This window comes from Rhodobacter sp. CZR27, assembly GCF_002407205.1.
Lineage (GTDB): Bacteria > Pseudomonadota > Alphaproteobacteria > Rhodobacterales > Rhodobacteraceae > Cereibacter_A.
Window position 1 is genome coordinate 2,304,625 of record NZ_CP023548.1, and the last position, 17,258, is coordinate 2,321,882.

Sequence of the window (17,258 nt, forward strand, 5' to 3'; positions counted from 1 at the left end):
GGACACTTTGCGCAAGATCAAACGCCCCGGACAGGGTGTCGCAGCCCCTACATCGGCAGCGGCGAGACGCCGACAACCGTCTGATGCAGCGCCAGCGCCAGCGCCCAGATCGCCGCCGCCGCCAGAAGCCGCGGCAGGATGTGCTCCTCGTTCTGCTTCAGCCAGTGCGGATCGACCAGCGGCCGCAACGAGAAGAGCGGCGCAGCCCGGAACGCGGCGTCACGCTCCGCCGGTGGCAGGGCGCGGCGGGCGCGGCGATCGAACATCGGGATGGCCGCGACGGACAGGCCGAAGAACGAGCCGAACATGATGACATGCGCCAGATCGCCGTTCGTCAGCGTATGCGCCGCCGACCAGAGCATGAGCGCGATCAGCAGCGGATGACGCGACAGCGCGGCGAGGCCCGGACGCTCGGGATCGAAGGGCATGCGGCGCTTCCCGCCAAGGGTCCAGGGCCAGGGCAGGCCGAAGCCCTGCGCCACCAGCATCCAGACCACCGGCGCGGTGCAGTTCGGCACCCAGCGCACCGCCGGCGTCTGCGGCCAGAGTTCCACGAAGGGCGCCCGGGCGGCCGCTGCGATCAGCCAGGCCAGCACGAGAAGCGACACCACGCCATAGGCGGCGAAATAGGCGCGCCGCCCCAGCAGTCCGATCAGAGGCTCGCGCACGCCCGGCCGCGCGGGCAGCAGATGCGAGGCAAAGAAGACGGACAGCGCCGCCGCGAATTCGATCCAGTCCGTCAAGCGCGCTCCGCCTGCTCCATCAGCCGGACGATGTGCCCGGCAAATAGGTGCGTGGCGGGTATCCCGATGATCATCCCGCCCAGAAACGACCATATCGGCGGAATGAGCGGCACGTCGACCCATGAAAGGATCAACGAGGCGAAGAAAAGGTTCACCCCCGCAGCCCCGGCACCGAACGGATAGAGCCAGAGGGTGACGCGGGTGCGGCGGGTCATCTGCGCTGCACCATCCATTGCACCGCGGCCAGCGCCAGCACGAAGCCGAGCGAGGCCATGGCGAACCAGAACTCGGCCACGTCGGTCTGGGCCTGCGGGACGGGCCGTTCGAAGGTGGCCGCCGCGACCGCGCCGGGGATGAGGATCAGCAGGGGAAGCAGGATTCGCATGTCAGATCTCCTGGGTGAGGGAACGGTAGATGTCGGGCAGCGCGCGGGACAGCCGCGCAGGGTCGGGAAGCAGCGTGAAACCGACGCGGCCGAAGATCCGGGCGAACCAGTCCTGTCCGTCCGCATCCACGATCACGCCATGGACGGACTGCGCCAACGCGCGGGCCTCGCGCACCGCCATGCGGCTGTCCTCGATGCCGTGGATGCCCTCGTAGTGGTCAAGGTCGTTGGGCTTGCCGTCGGTCAGCACCAGCAGCAGCTTCCGGCTGGCGGCTTCCTCGGCCAGCATCGCCGAGGCATGGCGGATCGCGGTGCCGAGGCGGGTGTAGTGGCCGGGACGCAGGCCGCCGATGCGCCCCGTCACCGCCTCGCCCATCGGCTCGTCGAAGCCCTTGCATTTCTTGAGGAACACCCGGTCGCGGCGCAGCGAGGAGAAGCCCCAGATCGCCAGCCGGTCGCCCGCCACGTCGATGCCGCCCGCCAGCGCCGCCAGCGCCTCGCGCGCGGTGTCGATCACCGAGCGGTCGCCGACGACGGCCTCCGTCGAGCGCGAGCAGTCCATCAGGATCGCGACCGACAGGTCACGCTCGATGGCGCGCGAGTTGAGGTAGATCCGGTCGGAGCCGCGGCCCGTGGTGCGCAGCGCCACCTGAGCCTCGATCAGCGCGTCGAGGTCCAGCTCCGCGCCCTCTACCTGCCGCTTGCAGAGGATGCGGCGCGGGTGGAGCGTCTCGAACTGCCGCCGCACACGGGTCATCAGCCGGGGGTCGGGAGCGAAGCCTGGACCCGCCTCGGCCTCGGCCTCGGCCTCGAGCACGCGGCAGTGATCGGGCATCAGGCTCTTCGAGCGGTGGTTCCATTCGGGATAGGTGAAGCGGTCCGACAGGCGCTCGTGGTCGGCATCCTGCGGGGCGAGGTCGAGGTGCAGGCGCAACCGGCTGGCCGCGCGCTTGAAATGCTGGGTCAGGGTGATGTGGTCCTGATCCTCGGCCGCCTTCTGCGCGTTCTCCTGATCGTCGTCGTCGGTGGCGCGGTTGATGTTCAGCGCCTCGACCCAGCTCAGGATCGCTTCGAAGCGGTGGACGATGAAGCCGTCCTTGCGGTTCGCCTGGTCGAGGTCGCGCCGCTGGCCCACCTTGCGCGTGGTGGTGGGAAGGCTCGCCGGCGCGTTTGTCTCATCGGGGTTCGAAGCAGCCTTGCCCCCTGCCCCGCGCGACAGCCGCAGCCAAAGCGGAACCGGCGCGAAGGGGGCGTAGCCCGAGGGTTCGTGCCCGCCGGTCAGGTCGTGCGCCCGGGCGGTCATTGTGCCGCCAAGGGCCGCGCGCACACGCTCCTCCACCGCGGTTTCGGTGCCGAAGGCGGCATGGGTCTCGCGCGACAGGCGGACATGGGCCGAGAGCGTGCGATAGACGTCGGCCAGCCCCGGCGCCAGCGACAGGACGCGGGCGGTCGCCGCCTCCATCGCCGCGATCTGCGCCAGATCGAAGGCCAGCGGCCCGGCAGGCTCTGGCAGGTCCACCTGCGCCGCAAGGGCCGCGAGCCAGAGATAGGCCGCCCGGTTCAGGTCGGCCGAAGGGAAACAGTCGAGGACGGGAGGCAGCCGCAGCCGCTCCCCGTCGAAGCCAGCCACATGTTCAAGGATCCGCGTCTCGCCCAGCTTCGAGCCGAGGCCGCGCCGGTGCCGGGCGGCGGTCGCCGGGCTCTCGCCGATCTCGACGCCCGCAGGGCCGCCGAGCGCGCGGAAGAGGACCGCCACGCTCGGGCGCATGGCTTCCAGCGTAACGGCGGCGCCCTCGTGGCCGCGGGTCGCGGCGAAGCGGCTGGCGTAGTCGTGCCAGAGGTTGCCGACGGTTTCCTCCGGCTCCATCAGGTCGAACACGTGGAAGCTCATGGGTCTACCTCAGCCGTAGACGGTTGCGACGAGGTCGCGCAGCGCTTGCGCCACGTCGGGTTCGTCGGTCAGCGGCTCGATCACCGCGGCTTCCAGCGCCTGCTCCACCGTCATGCCGCCCGCCATCAGCGAGGCCGCGTAGACGAGAAGCCGGGTTGAGACGCCTTCCTCCAGGTCCATGCCCGAGAGGGCGCGGACGTGTCCGGCGAGCCGCACGAGCGGCGCGACCCTGGCCTCGGACAGCCCGCTCTCGCGCGCCACCACGGCCGTCTCGGTCACCGGGTCGGGGAAGGTGAAGCTGATCGACAGGAAGCGCTGCCGGGTCGAGGGCTTCAGCCGCTTCAGGATGTTCTGGTAGCCGGGGTTGTAGGAGGCGACCAGCATGAAGCCCGGAGGCGCCACCAGTTCCTCGCCCGTCCGGTCGATCATCAGCGTGCGGCGGTTGTCGGTCAGCGGGTGAAGCACCACCGTCACGTCCTTGCGGGCCTCGACCACCTCGTCGAGATAGCAGATCGCGCCTTCGCGGACGGCGCGGGTCAAGGGCCCGTCCACCCATTCGGTGGCTCCCCCCTTCAGGAGGAAGCGCCCGATGAGATCCGCCGCCGACAGGTCGTCATGGCAGGCGACGGTATATAGCTTGCGCCCCATCCGCGCCGCCATGTGCTCGACGAACCGCGTCTTGCCGCAGCCGGTCGGCCCCTTCAGAAGAAGGGGAAGACCTTTGTTGCTGGCCGCCTCGAACAGGCTGCACTCGTTGCCGACGGGCTTGTAGAAGGGCACCGTGACGTCGCGGACGAGGGCGTTCATGCCGCCTCTCCCACCGCATTGGCCACGGGGGCCCGGCGAACCACGGCGAGGCTGTAGATGAACAGGAGCGCACCGAGGACCACCGCCGCACCCGAGCCGAAGCGGATCACGTAGAACATCGCCAGCTGGTCCTGCACGTCCATGTAATACTCGCCCATCACGCGCTGCAGGTGGACCTGGATGGTGCCCGCGAAGGTCAGCGTGAAGGTCATGAACGCCATGCCGCCGGTCATCAGCCAGAAGGCCGCCATGTTCATCCACTGGCTGTAGGGAGCCCGCTCACGCAGCATCGGCATCGCATAGGTGAACATCGCGAGGTTCAGGGCCACATAGGCGCCGTAGAACGCGAGGTGGCCGTGGGCCGCGGTGATCTGCGTGCCGTGGGTGAAGTAGTTCACGCCATGCAAGGTGTGCAGGAAGCCCCAGACGCCCGCGCCGAAGAAGGCGACCGTGGAGGAACCGAGCGACCACAGCAGCGCGGCCTTGTTCGGGTGGTTGCGGCGGCCCTTCCAGACCATCACGAAGGCGAAGGACATCATCGCGAAGAAGGGCGCGACTTCCATTGTCGAGAAGATCGAGCCGATCCACTGCCAGTAGCCGGGAGTGCCGATCCAGTAGAAGTGGTGCCCGGTGCCGAGGATGCCCGAGAAGAGCGCGGTGGCGACGATGACGTAGAGCCACTTCTCGATCACCTCGCGGTCGACGCCCGTCAGCTTCAGCATCAGGTAGCCGAGGATGGCCGCCATCACCAGTTCCCAGGTGCCTTCGACCCAGAGGTGCACGATGTACCACCAGTACATCTTGTCGAGGCCGAGGTTGTCGGGGTTGATGAAGGCAAAGAGCCAGAGCAGGCACAGAAGCCACAGACCCGTCAGCAGGATGTTGGTGATCGCGGTCTTGCGGCCCGCAAGCGCCGTCATCGAGATGTTGAACAGGAAGATCAGCGCGGCGACGAGGATGCCGCCCTTGACCCAGAGGGGCTGTTCCAGGAACTCGCGCCCGCCGTGGATGCCGACCAGGTAGCTGACGACGGCGCCCAGCGTGCCGACGACGAGGATGCCCAGCTGCAGATAGGCGAGCTTGACCGAGAAGAGTTCACGCTCGGCTTCCTCGGGGACAAGGAAATAGGCCGCGCCGAAGAAGCCGAGCAGCAGCCAGACGATCAGCGCGTTGGTGTGGATCATCCGCACCACGTTGAACGGCAGGATTTCCGAAAGCGTGTTGGGCGAGACGTAGATCCAGCCCGCGAGCAGCCCGCCCAGCACCTGGATGGCAAAGAGCGCCATCGCCACGCTGAAATAGGCCAGCGCCACCTTTTGCGATTGGTATTTCATGTTGCGTCCCCCCCTCAGCCGGCGTCGTTCGGCGGCCAGGATTGCGTGTTCATCTTGTCCGCCCAGCGCAGGAACTCGGACAGGCCGCGCTTCTCCTCGTCGGTGAGGGTGAAGTGCGGCATCTGGCGGCGGCCCTCGACGCCCGAGGGCTGCGCGTCGATCCAGCCGCCCAGCATCTCGGCAGCGGCGTCGGGATCGTCCAGCACGCCCCAGCGCGTCATCACGTTGCCGACCTCGGGGGCGAAATAGGCGCCCTCGCCGTGCAGCGTGTGGCAGTTGATGCAGCTGTTCTTCTCCCACACTTCCTTGCCCAGCCTGACCTCCTCGGTCAGCGGCACGGCGGCGGTTGAGGTGACCACGTAGTTGTGGCTCTGAACCGTCAGACCCACGAAAATGGCTATGAAGAAGAGCGATCCCCCATAGAACACGTTCCGGGCCCGCGATTTCGTAAGGAGTTCCGACATGGGACGGTCCTGGCGAATGGTTTCGGGTGAGGATGTCCTAGCGGAGGCCGCCCCGGCGGAAGTTGCGGGATCACAAAGAAGCCCGCGATTGGCTGGCGCATGGTGGGTGCATCGGACGGGCGGCATGCGCCCTCCGCCGGGAACCCGATCATGCGACCGAACCTCGACGACCCCGACCTGCCGCTCGCGCGGATCTTCGACCGCTGGCCCGCCACGGCCGACGTCTTCCTGTCGCGGCGGATGCTGTGCCTTGGCTGCCCGATCGCGCCGTTCCACACGGTCATCGACGCCTGCGCCGAATACGGACTGGACGAGGCGGACTTCCGTCTGGCCCTGCATCGCGCGGCGATGCCCTGAGCCGCGCCCGCGCCGCCCGGTCATGTTCGGGCGGGTTTCGTGCCCCGCAGAGGGCTCCATAGGGTTGGGACCGCCCTTCCGCTTCGGAAAGGGCTCTCCGCGCGGGCTGGCCCGCCGTGTCAGTTCGGAAAAGGCTTCCGGGCGTCAAGGCCCGCCACTTCTAAAAGGGCTGCCGCGCGGACTAGCCGGCCGCGCCGCTCAGGATGACCAGCCGGTGCGGGGCGGTCACCACGATGCGACGGCGGGCGCTCTCCACGATCCCCTCGCGCTCCCAGGCCGACAGCAACCGAGAGACCGTGTGCAGGGTCGTGCCCGTCATCTCCGAGATGTTCTGGCGGGTGATCGGGAACGAGATCTCGAGGCCGTTCTCGACCTTGCGCCCCGACTGGGTCACCATCCGCAGCAGGCAGGCGGCCACCCGCTGCTCGACCTGCTGGGTGGCCAGTTCGGTGATGCGGTTCTGCATCTCGCCCAGCCGCTCGCCCAGCGTGCGGTAGCTTTCGGTCGCGAACCCCTCGTAGCTCTGGGTGAACTCAGGCCACAGTCGCACTGGCCACGACAGCGCAAGGCACTCCCCCGCCGCGACCGCGGTGGCCGGATAGGTGTCCCGCGCCAGTGCCGGGGCGATCCCGAAGAGCTGGCCCGGCCCGATGTGCAGCGCAATGATCTGCTCGCCGGTCGGCGTGGTGCGGATCACCCGGATCGTGCCGTCCAGCAGCAGGTAGAAGCGGTCGGCCGGCATGCCCTCGCCGAAGACGGTCACCCCTTCGTCGTAGCGTTTCGGCGACGCCTGGTCGAGGATCGCCCGGATCTGCGCGCGGTCGAGCCGGCTGAAGGGCGGAAGCTTGGCAAGAAGGCTTTCGTCGAGCTTGTTCAAGAGCCTGATCCGAGTTTGCGGCAGGACAACGAAGGCCTGCCGGGACTGACACATATTCACTCGGGACGGAACAAAACGCGAGGGCCGACCTGCAAGGGCTCCGCCACCGTCAACCGGCAGGAGACCGGCCACCAGCGTCCCGGATGGTCGGCATCCTGAGGGCGGCGGCACCAGCCGCCGCCCCCTTTTTGCACGAGGAGACGGCGATGGCCAGCGATACACCAAGATCCTACGACGGACCGGCAATCCTCAGCTACGGCTTTCGCCCGTTCTTCCTGATGGCCGCGCTGTTCGCGGCCACGATCATCCCGGCCTGGATGGCGGCATGGAGCGGCCATGTCACCCTGCCCTCGTCGTTCTCGCCCATCGACTGGCACATCCACGAGATGCTGTTCGGCTATACCTCGGCGGTGATCGCGGGCTTCCTGTTCACGGCCATCCCGAACTGGACCGGGCGGATGCCGCGGCAGGGACGGCCGCTGGCGCTGCTCGCGGCGCTGTGGATCGCGGGGCGCTTCGCTGTCGCCGGGGCCTTTGGCGACCTGCCCCTGCTCGTCCTCGCGATCGACGCGGGCTTCCTTGTCGCCGTGGCCGCCATGGCGGTGACCGAGATCGCCGCCGGGCGGAACTGGAACAACCTCAAGGTGGTGGTTCCGGTGATGCTCTACCTGGTGGCCAATGTGGTCTTCCACGTCGAGGCGATGCAGGCGGGCGAGAGCGACTATGGTCGGCGGATGGGTTTTGCCACGGTGGTGTTCCTGATCATGCTGATCGGTGGGCGCATCATCCCGAGCTTCACCCGCAACTGGCTGGCGAAGCGCCCCGGCGCCGTGATGCCCACCCCCTTCAACCGCTTCGACGCCGCCTGCCTGATCGCGGCGGCCCTTGCCCTCGTGCTCTGGATCGCTCGGCCCGAGGGCTGGCCCACGGCGCTTGCGCTGACGGCGGCCGCGGGCCTGCATGTCGCGCGCCTGTCGCGCTGGCAGGGCCATGCGGTCTGGCGCTCGCCGATCCTGCTGATGCTGCACGTGGCCTATGCGTTCCTGCCGCTCGGCTTCCTCGCCGTGGCGCTGGCCGCCGCGGGCTGGATCGGCCAGCCTCCGGGCATGCACCTGCTGGGCATCGGCGCGATCGGCGGCATGACCCTTGCGGTGATGATGCGCGCCTCGCTGGGGCACACCGGCCGCGCGCTGGAAGCCGGGCCGCTGCTGACCGCGGGCTTCGCCTGCATCGTGGCCGCGGCCCTTGCCCGGGCGCTGCTGGCCGATGCGGAACTGGCGGGCTTCGACGGCTACACGCTCGCCGCGCTGCTCTGGACGACGGGCTTTGCCACCTTCATCGGCCGGATCGGCCCGTTCCTTCTTTCGCCCAATCCGGCACGGCGGCAGGCGAACGGCTGATCCGTCCCTGCGGCGGGCAAGTGCTTGACAATCCGGGGCGCGGCGCGATTAATTCTCATTACGGTCAGCCCATTCCCGGGCGCCGTGGGCCGCCGCCCGGTCCCGCCTCAGCAGGAGCTTCAACGGAGCATGTGCAAGACCGATGTCGAAGCCGGGCGACTGGCGGCGCTGCAGAGATACGAAATTCTCGACACCCAGTCCGAGCCGGAATTCGACCTGATTACCGAGCTGTTGCGCTCGATCTACGCGGCGCCCATGGCGGCCATGACGCTGATCGATGCGGACCGGCAGTGGCTGAAATCCCACCCGGGGATCGAATCCAACGTCACGCCCCGCCATGACGCCTTCTGCAACTGCACGATCCAGAGCAACCAGGTGCTGCAGGTCGTCGATGCCTCGACCGACCGGCGTTTCCGCGACAATCCCTACGTGGTCGGCCCCCCGCACATCCGCAGCTATCTCGGCGCGCCTCTGACCACGCCCGACGGCTACAACATCGGCAGCATCTGCGTGATGGACACCATCCCGCGCGACTACACCCAGGTGGACCGCGATGTTCTGGTGAACCTTGCCCGGCTCACGGTCGCCCAGCTCGAGCTGCGGCTGATGGCCACGGAGGATCCGCAGACGACCGCGGCCACCCGGCGCGCCTTTCTGTCGATCCTGCGCCGCGCGATGGAACGGGCACGCAGCGGCGGACAGGTCTCGAGCCTCGTCACGTTCAACCTGGACCGGTTCCGGGACATCAACGAGACGCATGGCCATGACTTCGGGGACGTGGTGCTGTCCACGGTGGCGCGCACGATCCGCGGCGCGATCCGCCGCGGCGACCATCTCGGGCGGCTCGGCGGAGAGGCCTTCGGCGTCTTCCTCGAAGGCGCGAGCCTCGAGGCGGCGGTTCAGGCCGCCGAGCGCCTGAGGCTCGCGATCGAGGACTCGCGCTTTCCCGGCCATCCCGAGGTCCGCGTGACGGCCAGCTTCGGCGTTGCCCCCGTCTCGGCGCAGCACAGCAGCGCCGAGGCCTGGGTCGCGGCGGCCGACAGGCTGCTCAAGATCGCCAAGGTGGCCGGGCGCAACCGGTGCGTCGCCCCCGACGGCGCGCACAAGGTCATCGCCTTCCGGCCAACCGAGCGCATCCACTAGCCCGCGCCGCAGCCGCAGGTCAGCGGCTCGCGGCGAGTCCGGCCCGGGTTTCCGGGGTGGCAAGCTGGTCGTTCAACTCGGTGAAAAGCCTTTTCGCCTCTGCCCGCTTGCCGATGTTGAGCCAGGCATAGGCGCGCAGAAGTGCCAGATCCCGGCGAAGGCCGCCGGTCAGGTCCTCGTAGGCGTCGAAATAGGCGATCGCCCGGCGATATTCCTTCAGCCGGTAGGACCGGACGCCGCGCTGGTCGAGGATGATGGCCTCGACCTCGACGCGTTGCTGGTCGGTCAGGTCGGTTGCGGCTGCGATGCGCGCGGCCTCCTCCGTCATCTGAAGCGCGAGGAACGCGAGCGCCTTGCCGAAGCGCGCATCCCGCGCCACCTGTCCCCCCAGCCGGCCCGACGCCGCGGGTTCGAAGGCCCAGAGCGCCTCGAGCGGGCGGTTGAGGTTGTAGACGCACCACGCCCGCTCGTAGAGCACCTCGGCCGAGGTCGCGCCGGCCGTCAGCGCGGCGCAGCGGGTCCAGTCCCCCCGGGCTGCAGCCGCCCGGACCGCGGAGGAACCGCTGCCGCCGCCGACCCGCGGGGACGCGGCTGCAACGGCCGCCCCTGCGGTGCGCGGCCTGCCCGCCGCGGGAAGGTCCGTCGCCACCGCCGGCGCCGCGCCACGGCCGGACCTCAGCCGGGTCTCCAGCGCCTTGAGCGCCGGCCCCGCCCCGGGCAGCTGGCCGCTCGCAAGGCGGAAGAGATCGGCCAGTTCGGCATCGCTGGCCACCGCATCGGCCTTTTCCAGCGTAGCGGAGATCTCCGGCAGGCCGGTGCACGAGGTGATCACGCCGCGATAGCTCTGCACGGCGGCGGCAGTCTGGCCCAGTGCGACCTGCATCTCGGCCAGCCGCCAGGCGTTGTTCACCCGGTCGCAGCGCAGGATCTGCGGGCTGCGCCGGGCGATCTCGACCGCCAGTGCGGCATCGCCCGAGGCCGCGGCGCTGTCGAAGGCGGCCTGCGCCTCGGCCGTGTCCAGAAGCTGCACCATCTCGGCGGGCGGGACCCAGCCGGGAAAGATGCGCGTCGTCTCTTCCATCGTCCGCCGCGCCTCGGCCAGTTCACCGTCGGCGATCAGGCGGTAGATCCGGTCGATCTCCTCGGCCGGAGAGCGCTGTCCCAGAGTGGTAAGGTCCGAGGGCACCTCCCACTCCGGGAACTGCGCGCGCAAGCGGCGCAGCTCGGCCTCGGCCGCGGCGGTGTCGCCGCTCGAGACGTAGTAGTTCAGCGCCTCGAGATCCTGTGGCAGCGGCGCCGCGCCCTGTCCGAAGGCGGGCCCCGCAAGGGCCAGAACCAGCGCCGCCCGGCGCAGCAGGGTCAGATCGGCGCGCATGCGGAAAACCCTTCCACTTGGGCGACGAGCGCCATCAGGTGCAGCGTCGCGGGATAATAGGGCTGGCGCGCTTCGAAAGGCGGAATCGCCGCTCCGGGCTGGCCGGCCAGCGCGCATTCCCCCAGCGCCGGGATCGCGCGGAAGCCGGGGTCGGCGGAACGCTCCAGCACCTTCCCGGTAGCCCGCTCGAAGACGACGGGGGCGCCGGCCTCGGCCGGGGCTGCACGCTGCGCCTCGGCGAAGCGGCGCAGAGCGGGGTTGGCGGTCAGGCCCGACCACAGCAGGAACAGCGGCACGCGCATCGCATCATAGCCCGAATTGCCGGACAGGCCCGGTGCGGGCCGATCGCCCTCGGGCGTGACCAGCGCCCAGTCCGGTGCAAGGCCGAGGCCCGCGATCCAGGCCGCGCCATCGCGGGCACAGCGGCGCAGCCGGTCCTGTCCGCTGAAGGCACCAAGTTCCATCATCGCCCGCGGCATGTAGTAGGAGGGGTTGAGCACGACGCCCTCGGTCGTCTCGAAACCCTCGGCGCCCGGCAGCAGCACGAGCTTTTCGGAGCCGTCGGGATGCGGCCGGATGCAATGCAGCGCGATGGCGCGCGCAAGCTCGGTCGACCGGGCGGCCAGATCCGCGTCGCCGAAGCGGCGCGAGCCGAGCGCCAGCGCCCAGGCATAGAACAGGTCGCCATCGGTCGCGTTGTTGCGGTCGGGCACCGCCAGCGTCACGCCGGGCAGCCAGCGCCAGGCAAGAAGACCGTCGTCGCGGCGGGCGAGGTTGGCCTCGGTCCAGTCGGCGATCCTGCGCAGCGCCTCCTCGTCGCCGAAGATGGCGGCGAGGGCTGCCCCGTAGCCCTGCCCTTCCGAATGGCTGGCATTCTGCTGCGGGCCATCCACGATGCGGCCCGCAGGGAGCAGGAAGGCGGCCTTCCAGTCGCTCCAGGCCGCCTGCAGCGGATGGTCGGGCGGCAGGCCCCCGCCATCCTCGGTCGCCGCCTGCCCGGCGATCCGCAAGGCCGGCCAGCACAGCGCCGCCGCGGCGGCCGAGCGTAGCAGCGTGCGGCGCATCATTTCCTGCCTCTCCCCCTCGTCCTCACCACGAAGGCCAGCGCCACGGCGGCGCTGATCCACGCAAGGCCCAGCATCCCCCCCAGCAGCATCGGCGGGCGCGCCGAGGCGACGTTGCCCACCACCTGCCGGAGGTTGCCCGGGCTCAGCGGTTCCTTCAGCCGCGGAAGGATACCGGGGGCGGTCCAGCTCGACCAGCGCCCGTCCGTCCCCAGAACGGCCAGTTGCCCCTGCGGGCCCAGCGGGGAATGCGGCGCACGCGCCAGCGCGGCCGCCACCGCCGCAGGCTCGGCATCGGGGCCGAGCACGACCCAGAGCCGGCCCGGCGCTGGCGCAAGGACCACCGCCACACCCTTCCGGACGGAAAGCCAGTCCGCAAGCGCGCCGTCCCCCGGCTGAAGCAGCCGTCGCGCGCCCACCACCGCCGGTTCCAGTGTCGCCGCCACAAGCGCCTTCGCGCGCCCGAGCCAGTGCGTGCCAACCAGCGGCGGCGATCCGCCCTCTGCCGGGCCAAGGCCCAGCGGCACCGGCGCGGCCCCGGTCGCCGGCTCCTCCGGCCGCTCCACAAGGCGCGAGACGGTGGGCGGCAGCAGCGCCAGCGCCAGAAGCCGCGGGGTGAGGCCGGCCTCGGCCATTGGCACGCGCCCGAGATCGTGCAGGCCAGCCACCGTCAGCGAGACCTCGCCCTCGGCCGAGCCGGTTCCGAAGGCCGCCATGAAGGGCAGCGCCCGCGCGAGGCCCTCGGGCGTCGCCGGGTGGATGCCCTCGGCCCGCAGGCCCGCCAGATCGCGCGCCATGTCGTCCATCTCCATCCGCGGCGCCGGCGGCACCGTCAGCTCCGAGGAATCGAGCACCGCCAGCAGGTCGCCGGCCCCGGCCGGACAGGGTTCGTCGGCCGGATCGCCGGGGATGATCGATTCGAAGGTCAGCCGGTTCGGCCCCGGCCGCAGCAGCCGCGCCGGGAAGCGGATGTCGAGCCGCGGCTTCACCGGCCCCGCCTCGCGGTCGAGCGGCAGCATCCGCACGGTGGTGCCGTTCACCTTCACGAGCAGCACGGCGCCCTCGGGCAGGCCCTCGGCGAAGCCGTAGTCGAGCCCGAACCACGCCTTCTGCGTGGCCAGCAGCAGCCAGTCCTCCGGCAGGCGGAAGTCGAGGTCGCGGCGGTAGTAGCGGTCGTCGGTCACGAGCGTGGAGAGGCCCAGCGTCGACAGCGGCACCGCGGCCCCCGGCTCGAGCAGCGGAAGCGCGGAAGGCGGCCCGCTTGCGGCCCGGCCGAAGAGCCCGGCCACCAGCTCGGTCTTCGGTGGCCGGCCCGCAGGATGTTCCAGCACCAGCACCAGCGCCTCGTCGCCGCCACGGCGGATCGACACCCGGTCGGCGTCCGACGGCAGCACCGACACGCGGGCAAAGCTCGGGCTCGGCGTCCGTGCCCAGGGCTGCCCCAAGGCGATCGGCAGGGCCTCTCCCGGCAGCGGGCGACCCAGCGCCACGGCCAGATCGCGCAGGGCCGCCTCGTCCGGCACCTCGGCCGCCCGGATCTCGAGCGGCCTGCCCGAGGCCGCCTGCGCGGTCACGGCGGCCAGGAAGGTCTCGGGGCTGGTGTCGAGCGCCTCCGCCGGCAGGACGAGGCCGCTCTGGCGCAGGTCGAACTCGGTCCAGACCGCGAATTCGGCCTCGGCGCCGCAGTAGATCCGGTGGCGGTGCTCGGTCTCGATGGTGACCGTGTTCTCGCCCACCCGCGCCGAGGTGCCCAGCGGCAGCGTCACCGCGGCAAGCGGGCCGAACTGGCGCGGCTCGAACCGGCCGATCACCTCGCCGTTCACCCGCACCACCACCGAGGAGCGTTCTGGCAGGACGTTGATGCTGCTGCGGTAGGCCAGCGTCAGGGTGCCAAGCTCGCCCGCGGGCGGCAGGAACAGCCGGAACGCGGCCCGCACATGCTGGCCCTGCAGGCGGAACAGGCCGCTGGCGTCGGCCCCCTCCTGCACCGGGCGCAGCGGGATCAGCCAGGGGGCGACCTCGGGCGGCGCCTCGGCCGGGGTGGCGGGGGCTGCGGTGTCCGGCGGCGTCACGCCCTCGATCACGATCATCGGCGCCTCGTCAGCCAGGGCGGCGGTGCCCCAGGCGAGAAGGACCATCGGCAGGATCGGAAGGCGCATCATTCCGCCCCCCAGGCAAGAGGCGCGGGCCGCGACGGCACCTGCCACGTGGGATCGAGCAGCTCGTCCGCCCAGTCGGTCCGGCCGCTGAAATCGGATCCGAAGGCCATCAGATGCGCCGGCCGGTCGGGAGGCGCAGCGCGGCGGCGGCGGCGGCGGCCCGGCTCGGCCAGGAAGTCGCCCAGCGTGCGCGGAAGGGTCGACACCGCCAGCCAAAGCACCTGCGCCATGCCGGCGAGCAACCCCTTCGGTCGGCTCGTAGCGGCGCGCATCGCCTGCCAGTGCGCGCTTTCGCCGAAGATCAGATAGGCCACCGTCTCGCGCACCGCGATGGGCTGGCCCGCATCGAACACGAGGCCGACCATCACCGTCCCGCCGTCGCGCCGGGCGGACCGCACGCGGCCCTTCACCATCCGCTCAAGCTGCGGTGCATCCGGAAAGCGCGGCTGGAACTGGATCTGCGTTCCCGGCTCGATCGCCGGGCGCGGATCGCCGGTGCCCGGCAGGCGCAGCAGGAGCCGCACGCCGCTGGTCGAGGCGTCGAGCACGGTGGCCGCCATCGGCCGGTTGCCGAAGGCCGGCAGCAGCGCCTCGGCGGGAACCTCCATCTGGACGCGGGGCGCGGCACGGCGTTGCTGCTTCTCGGCGACGGAGCGCAGCGCGAGTCCGACGAGAAGCAGGTTGAACACCGCCCACCCCCCCACGACGAGCAGCACCGAGCGGTCGCCGGGGAAGGCCAGCCAGCGCGCCGCCGCGGCCGCCACGCCGGCAAGGCAGAGCAGGAAGGTGGCAAGCAGCGGCTTGTAGATCGGCGAGATGTAGTTCTCGCTCAGCGTCTCGTCCTTGGCGGTGACGGCAAAGCGCGCGCTGCGCGGGCGGAGCAGCGTGCCAAGGATCGCGCGCGTCAGGTAAGGCGCCTGCGCGATCTCGTAGACCTCCGAGACCAGCGGCCATCGCTGCCGCGAGAACAGCGCGTTCTGGACAAGGAAGCTGACCGCCAGATAGCCCGGCATGTAGGCCAGAACCTCCTCGAAGGTCGCCACGAAGATCTCGACCCCGAAGAACAGGTAGATCATCGGCGCGATCAGGAAGATCATCCGCACCAGCGGGAAGAACCAGAAACTCATCGAGTTGAGATAGCAAAGCCGCTGCGACAGGCTCAGCCCGCGGCGGAACAGCGGGTTCTTCAGCATCAGCATCTGCATCATGCCGGTGGCCCAGCGGCCGCGCTGCTGGATGAACGAGGCGAAGGTCTCGGGCTGCAGGCCCGCGATCATCGCGCGGTCGAGATAAAGGCTCTTCCAACCGCGGGAATGGATCTCCAGCGCGGTCTCGGCATCCTCGGTGATGGTCTCGCCGGCAAAGCCGCCCACCTCGTCCAGCGCGCTGCGCCGCAGGACGGCGGCCGAGCCGCAGAAGAACGCCCCGCCCCAGCGGTCGAGGCCGCGGTGGATGCGTCCGTAGAACATCTCGTTCTCGGGCGGACAGCGGTCGCCGAGGCCGAGGTTGCGCTGGATCGGGTCGGGATTGATGAAGAAATGCGGGGTCTGGACCAGGAACAGCCGGGGGTCGGCGACGAAATAGCCGACCGTCCGGGCAAGGAAGTCGCGGCTCGGCACGTGGTCGGCATCGAAGACCACCACGAGGTCGCCCTTCAGCCGCTCGAGCGCGGCGGACATGTTGCCGGCCTTGGCATGCTCGTTGCGCTCCCGCGTGGCATAGACCACGCCGAGGTCGCGGCAAAGCTGCTGCAGTTCGCGCCGCCGCTCCTGCGACCGGTGGGCAAGCTCGGGATCGGCGGACAGGCAGCGCTCGTCGGTGCCGCCGTCGTCGCACAGCACCACCGTGCGAAGCCGGGCGGGATAGATCATGTTCTTGGCCGCGGCGAGCGTGACGCTCAGCATGTCGGCCGGCTCGTTGTAGGAGGGCACGAGGATGTCCACCGTCGGCAGATCCTCGGGCTTGACCTGCGGCGGGAACGGCGGGTCGGTCGGATCCGCGCTGAGGAAGCCGTTGAGGAAGAAGATGCCGATCGAGAAGGTCTCGACCGCGAAGAGAAGGGCCGCGCAGATGAAGGAGGCCTCGGGTGCCGGCGGCGGCAGCGTCTCGAAGAGCCGCCAGAACCAGTAGCGCAGCACCACGATGCTGGCCGCCGACATCAGCAGGAAGCGCGCCGCCATGCTTTCGGCCAAGGGCTTGAGCGCCGCCACGAGCACCACCGCCACAAGCGCGATCAGCCCCTGCGTCGAAGGCGCGACAGGGGCGGCCGCCAGCATCCCGAAGGGCAGCAGCAGCAGCAGCCACGCCGCGATCAGCAGGACGGCGACGATCCGGCGGGGCTCGCGGGCCGGGACATGGGCGGTCATGGGCGGGTCTCCGGGGGAATCAGGGCAACGGGGCGGCGAGAGGCGAGCGCGTGCGCCCGGCCGCGCCCTGCGCGAGGACCTCGCCGCCGGCGGGCGCCACGCCGGGGAAGCCGAGGCTTGGGGCCGAGATCGGGCGAAGCGCGTCCTCGGGCCGGCCGCGGACGCAGTTGCGCAGCATCACGTCCAGAACCTCGGCCTGCGCGGGAAGCGGCCGCGCCGTCGGCGGCATCCGCCGCAGCGCCAGCACGCAGACGGTATCCACGCCGAAGCGCCGCTCGGCATGAACGACGCTGCCCAGCGCATCCTCGCCCGAGCGCAGGTCGCTGGTGGCCAGCGTGGCGAAGGGCTGTGGCAGCCGGCCCTCGGCATCGGCGAAGGCCGACAGCCCGAGGCGCGGCAGCGCCGTTCCTCGGGCGGCACGGGCGCGCAGCACCATCATGTTGTCGCCCTCGATCGTCGTCGCGTTCGGCAGGGCGATGCGCTGCTCGACATCGCCGCCAAGGTCCCGCTCCTGCGTCAGCAGGGCACCGGCCACCGGGATCCAGCGGCGGCTGTCGGGCACGCTGCGGAATTGCGCGGTCTCTTCCCGGATCGAGAGCGCGGGGCGACCGGGCACCGAGGTCGCCTCGCATCCCGCGACGAGTAGGGCCGCGCCGGCGGCAAGCCAGAGGCCCGCACGAAACCCGAGCGGCGATGTCGATCCTGCGGTCATGTCCTGCCCTGCAACCTGCTGCCGCATCCTGCCCGTCCCCGGCCAGCCCGGCTGAGGCCGCCTTCTATCGCACAGGTCGGGAAATGCCGACAGTTTTTCTCAATGCTACACTTTTTAGGGCCGGGCGACTGTTGCAGCCGTGCATCCTTGAGGCGAGTCACGTCGCACATCCTTCGCCTCG

At 70.4% G+C, this 17,258-nt stretch carries 16 protein-coding genes; 3 read left to right on the forward strand and 13 right to left on the reverse strand.

The genetic code is table 11. From position 1 onward, the window contains the following. Positions 1-47: 47 nt before the first annotated feature. The 7 genes from CK951_RS11240 to CK951_RS11270 are packed head-to-tail and all read right to left on the reverse strand — an operon-like array spanning position 48 to position 5,624. Entirely contained in the window at positions 48-743 is a 696-nt protein-coding gene (locus CK951_RS11240; RefSeq protein WP_096786232.1) for an NnrU family protein, read from the reverse strand. Further along, on the reverse strand, positions 740-958 hold the full coding sequence (locus tag CK951_RS11245; protein WP_096786233.1) for an NnrT protein: 219 nt from the start codon (positions 956-958) through the stop codon (positions 740-742). The genes CK951_RS11240 and CK951_RS11245 overlap by 4 nt, the downstream gene beginning before the upstream one ends. Then, the gene (locus CK951_RS11250; RefSeq protein WP_096786234.1) at positions 955-1,128 is read right to left on the reverse strand and encodes a protein NnrT; all 174 of its coding nucleotides are present in this window, start codon (positions 1,126-1,128) and stop codon (positions 955-957) included. Before CK951_RS11250 ends, CK951_RS11245 begins: the two co-directional genes overlap by 4 nt. A gap of 1 nt (position 1,129) precedes the next feature. Further along, positions 1,130-3,019, reverse strand: coding sequence for a nitric oxide reductase activation protein NorD (locus tag CK951_RS11255; RefSeq protein WP_096786235.1), 1,890 nt, complete (start codon positions 3,017-3,019; stop codon positions 1,130-1,132). A gap of 9 nt (positions 3,020-3,028) precedes the next feature. Further along, positions 3,029-3,826, reverse strand: a complete 798-nt coding sequence (locus CK951_RS11260; RefSeq protein ID WP_096786236.1) for a CbbQ/NirQ/NorQ/GpvN family protein — start codon at positions 3,824-3,826, stop codon at positions 3,029-3,031. Further along, positions 3,823-5,160, reverse strand: a complete 1,338-nt coding sequence (locus tag CK951_RS11265) for a cbb3-type cytochrome c oxidase subunit I (RefSeq protein WP_096786237.1) — start codon at positions 5,158-5,160, stop codon at positions 3,823-3,825. The genes CK951_RS11260 and CK951_RS11265 overlap by 4 nt, the downstream gene beginning before the upstream one ends. 14 nt (positions 5,161-5,174) lie before the next feature. Beyond that, positions 5,175-5,624 (reverse strand): cytochrome c, encoded by a 450-nt coding sequence (locus tag CK951_RS11270; protein ID WP_096786238.1) that lies wholly within the window; start codon positions 5,622-5,624, stop codon positions 5,175-5,177. Between the two features lie 150 nt (positions 5,625-5,774). Between CK951_RS11270 and CK951_RS11275 the strand changes: the two genes are divergently transcribed. Beyond that, positions 5,775-5,981: a DUF1858 domain-containing protein gene (locus tag CK951_RS11275; protein WP_096787239.1), complete on the forward strand. Its 207-nt coding sequence runs from the start codon at positions 5,775-5,777 to the stop codon at positions 5,979-5,981. A 181-nt stretch (positions 5,982-6,162) separates the two neighbouring features. On the opposite strand, the gene CK951_RS11280 is transcribed toward CK951_RS11275, so the two are convergent. Further along, complete coding sequence (locus CK951_RS11280) at positions 6,163-6,858, reverse strand: Crp/Fnr family transcriptional regulator (RefSeq protein WP_096786239.1); 696 nt, start codon at positions 6,856-6,858, stop codon at positions 6,163-6,165. A 206-nt stretch (positions 6,859-7,064) separates the two neighbouring features. Between CK951_RS11280 and CK951_RS11285 the strand changes: the two genes are divergently transcribed. Together CK951_RS11285 and CK951_RS11290 are read left to right on the forward strand one after the other, a co-directional pair. Beyond that, the gene (locus CK951_RS11285; RefSeq protein WP_096787240.1) at positions 7,065-8,258 is read left to right on the forward strand and encodes an NnrS family protein; all 1,194 of its coding nucleotides are present in this window, start codon (positions 7,065-7,067) and stop codon (positions 8,256-8,258) included. 129 nt (positions 8,259-8,387) lie between these two features. Beyond that, complete coding sequence (locus CK951_RS11290) at positions 8,388-9,401, forward strand: sensor domain-containing diguanylate cyclase (protein WP_096786240.1); 1,014 nt, start codon at positions 8,388-8,390, stop codon at positions 9,399-9,401. Positions 9,402-9,420: 19 nt separating this feature from the next. On the opposite strand, the gene CK951_RS11295 is transcribed toward CK951_RS11290, so the two are convergent. The 5 genes from CK951_RS11295 to CK951_RS11315 are packed head-to-tail and all read right to left on the reverse strand — an operon-like array spanning position 9,421 to position 17,104. After that, positions 9,421-10,776, reverse strand: coding sequence for a hypothetical protein (locus CK951_RS11295; protein ID WP_096786241.1), 1,356 nt, complete (start codon positions 10,774-10,776; stop codon positions 9,421-9,423). After that, positions 10,761-11,843 carry a glycosyl hydrolase family 8 gene (locus CK951_RS11300; protein ID WP_096786242.1) on the reverse strand — a complete coding sequence of 361 codons (1,083 nt, stop codon included), beginning with the start codon at positions 11,841-11,843 and terminating at the stop codon, positions 10,761-10,763. The genes CK951_RS11295 and CK951_RS11300 overlap by 16 nt, the downstream gene beginning before the upstream one ends. Then, complete coding sequence (locus CK951_RS11305; RefSeq protein WP_232520612.1) at positions 11,840-14,002, reverse strand: cellulose biosynthesis cyclic di-GMP-binding regulatory protein BcsB; 2,163 nt, start codon at positions 14,000-14,002, stop codon at positions 11,840-11,842. Before CK951_RS11305 ends, CK951_RS11300 begins: the two co-directional genes overlap by 4 nt. Then, positions 13,999-16,365 carry a UDP-forming cellulose synthase catalytic subunit gene (bcsA, locus tag CK951_RS11310; protein WP_096786244.1) on the reverse strand — a complete coding sequence of 789 codons (2,367 nt, stop codon included), beginning with the start codon at positions 16,363-16,365 and terminating at the stop codon, positions 13,999-14,001. The genes CK951_RS11305 and bcsA overlap by 4 nt, the downstream gene beginning before the upstream one ends. Positions 16,366-16,384: 19 nt before the next feature. Beyond that, a complete protein-coding gene (locus CK951_RS11315; protein WP_232520613.1) occupies positions 16,385-17,104 on the reverse strand; it encodes a hypothetical protein in 720 nt (239 codons plus the stop codon). Positions 17,105-17,258 lie beyond the last annotated feature (154 nt).

Bases quoted from the DNA above. Each gene is read 5' to 3' on its own strand.
- CK951_RS11245 (WP_096786233.1), bottom strand. From the start codon at position 958: ATGACCCGCCGCACCCGCGTCACCCTCTGGCTCTATCCGTTCGGTGCC.
- CK951_RS11250 (WP_096786234.1), bottom strand. From the start codon at position 1,128: ATGCGAATCCTGCTTCCCCTGCTGATCCTCATCCCCGGCGCGGTCGCG.
- CK951_RS11255 (WP_096786235.1), bottom strand. From the start codon at position 3,019: ATGAGCTTCCACGTGTTCGACCTGATGGAGCCGGAGGAAACCGTCGGC.
- CK951_RS11260 (WP_096786236.1), bottom strand. From the start codon at position 3,826: ATGAACGCCCTCGTCCGCGACGTCACGGTGCCCTTCTACAAGCCCGTC.
- CK951_RS11265 (WP_096786237.1), bottom strand. From the start codon at position 5,160: ATGAAATACCAATCGCAAAAGGTGGCGCTGGCCTATTTCAGCGTGGCG.
- CK951_RS11270 (WP_096786238.1), bottom strand. From the start codon at position 5,624: ATGTCGGAACTCCTTACGAAATCGCGGGCCCGGAACGTGTTCTATGGG.
- CK951_RS11275 (WP_096787239.1), top strand. From the start codon at position 5,775: ATGCGACCGAACCTCGACGACCCCGACCTGCCGCTCGCGCGGATCTTC.
- CK951_RS11285 (WP_096787240.1), top strand. From the start codon at position 7,065: ATGGCCAGCGATACACCAAGATCCTACGACGGACCGGCAATCCTCAGC.
- CK951_RS11290 (WP_096786240.1), top strand. From the start codon at position 8,388: ATGTGCAAGACCGATGTCGAAGCCGGGCGACTGGCGGCGCTGCAGAGA.
- CK951_RS11295 (WP_096786241.1), bottom strand. From the start codon at position 10,776: ATGCGCGCCGATCTGACCCTGCTGCGCCGGGCGGCGCTGGTTCTGGCC.
- CK951_RS11300 (WP_096786242.1), bottom strand. From the start codon at position 11,843: ATGATGCGCCGCACGCTGCTACGCTCGGCCGCCGCGGCGGCGCTGTGC.
- CK951_RS11305 (WP_232520612.1), bottom strand. From the start codon at position 14,002: ATGATGCGCCTTCCGATCCTGCCGATGGTCCTTCTCGCCTGGGGCACC.
- bcsA (WP_096786244.1), bottom strand. From the start codon at position 16,365: ATGACCGCCCATGTCCCGGCCCGCGAGCCCCGCCGGATCGTCGCCGTC.
- CK951_RS11315 (WP_232520613.1), bottom strand. From the start codon at position 17,104: ATGCGGCAGCAGGTTGCAGGGCAGGACATGACCGCAGGATCGACATCG.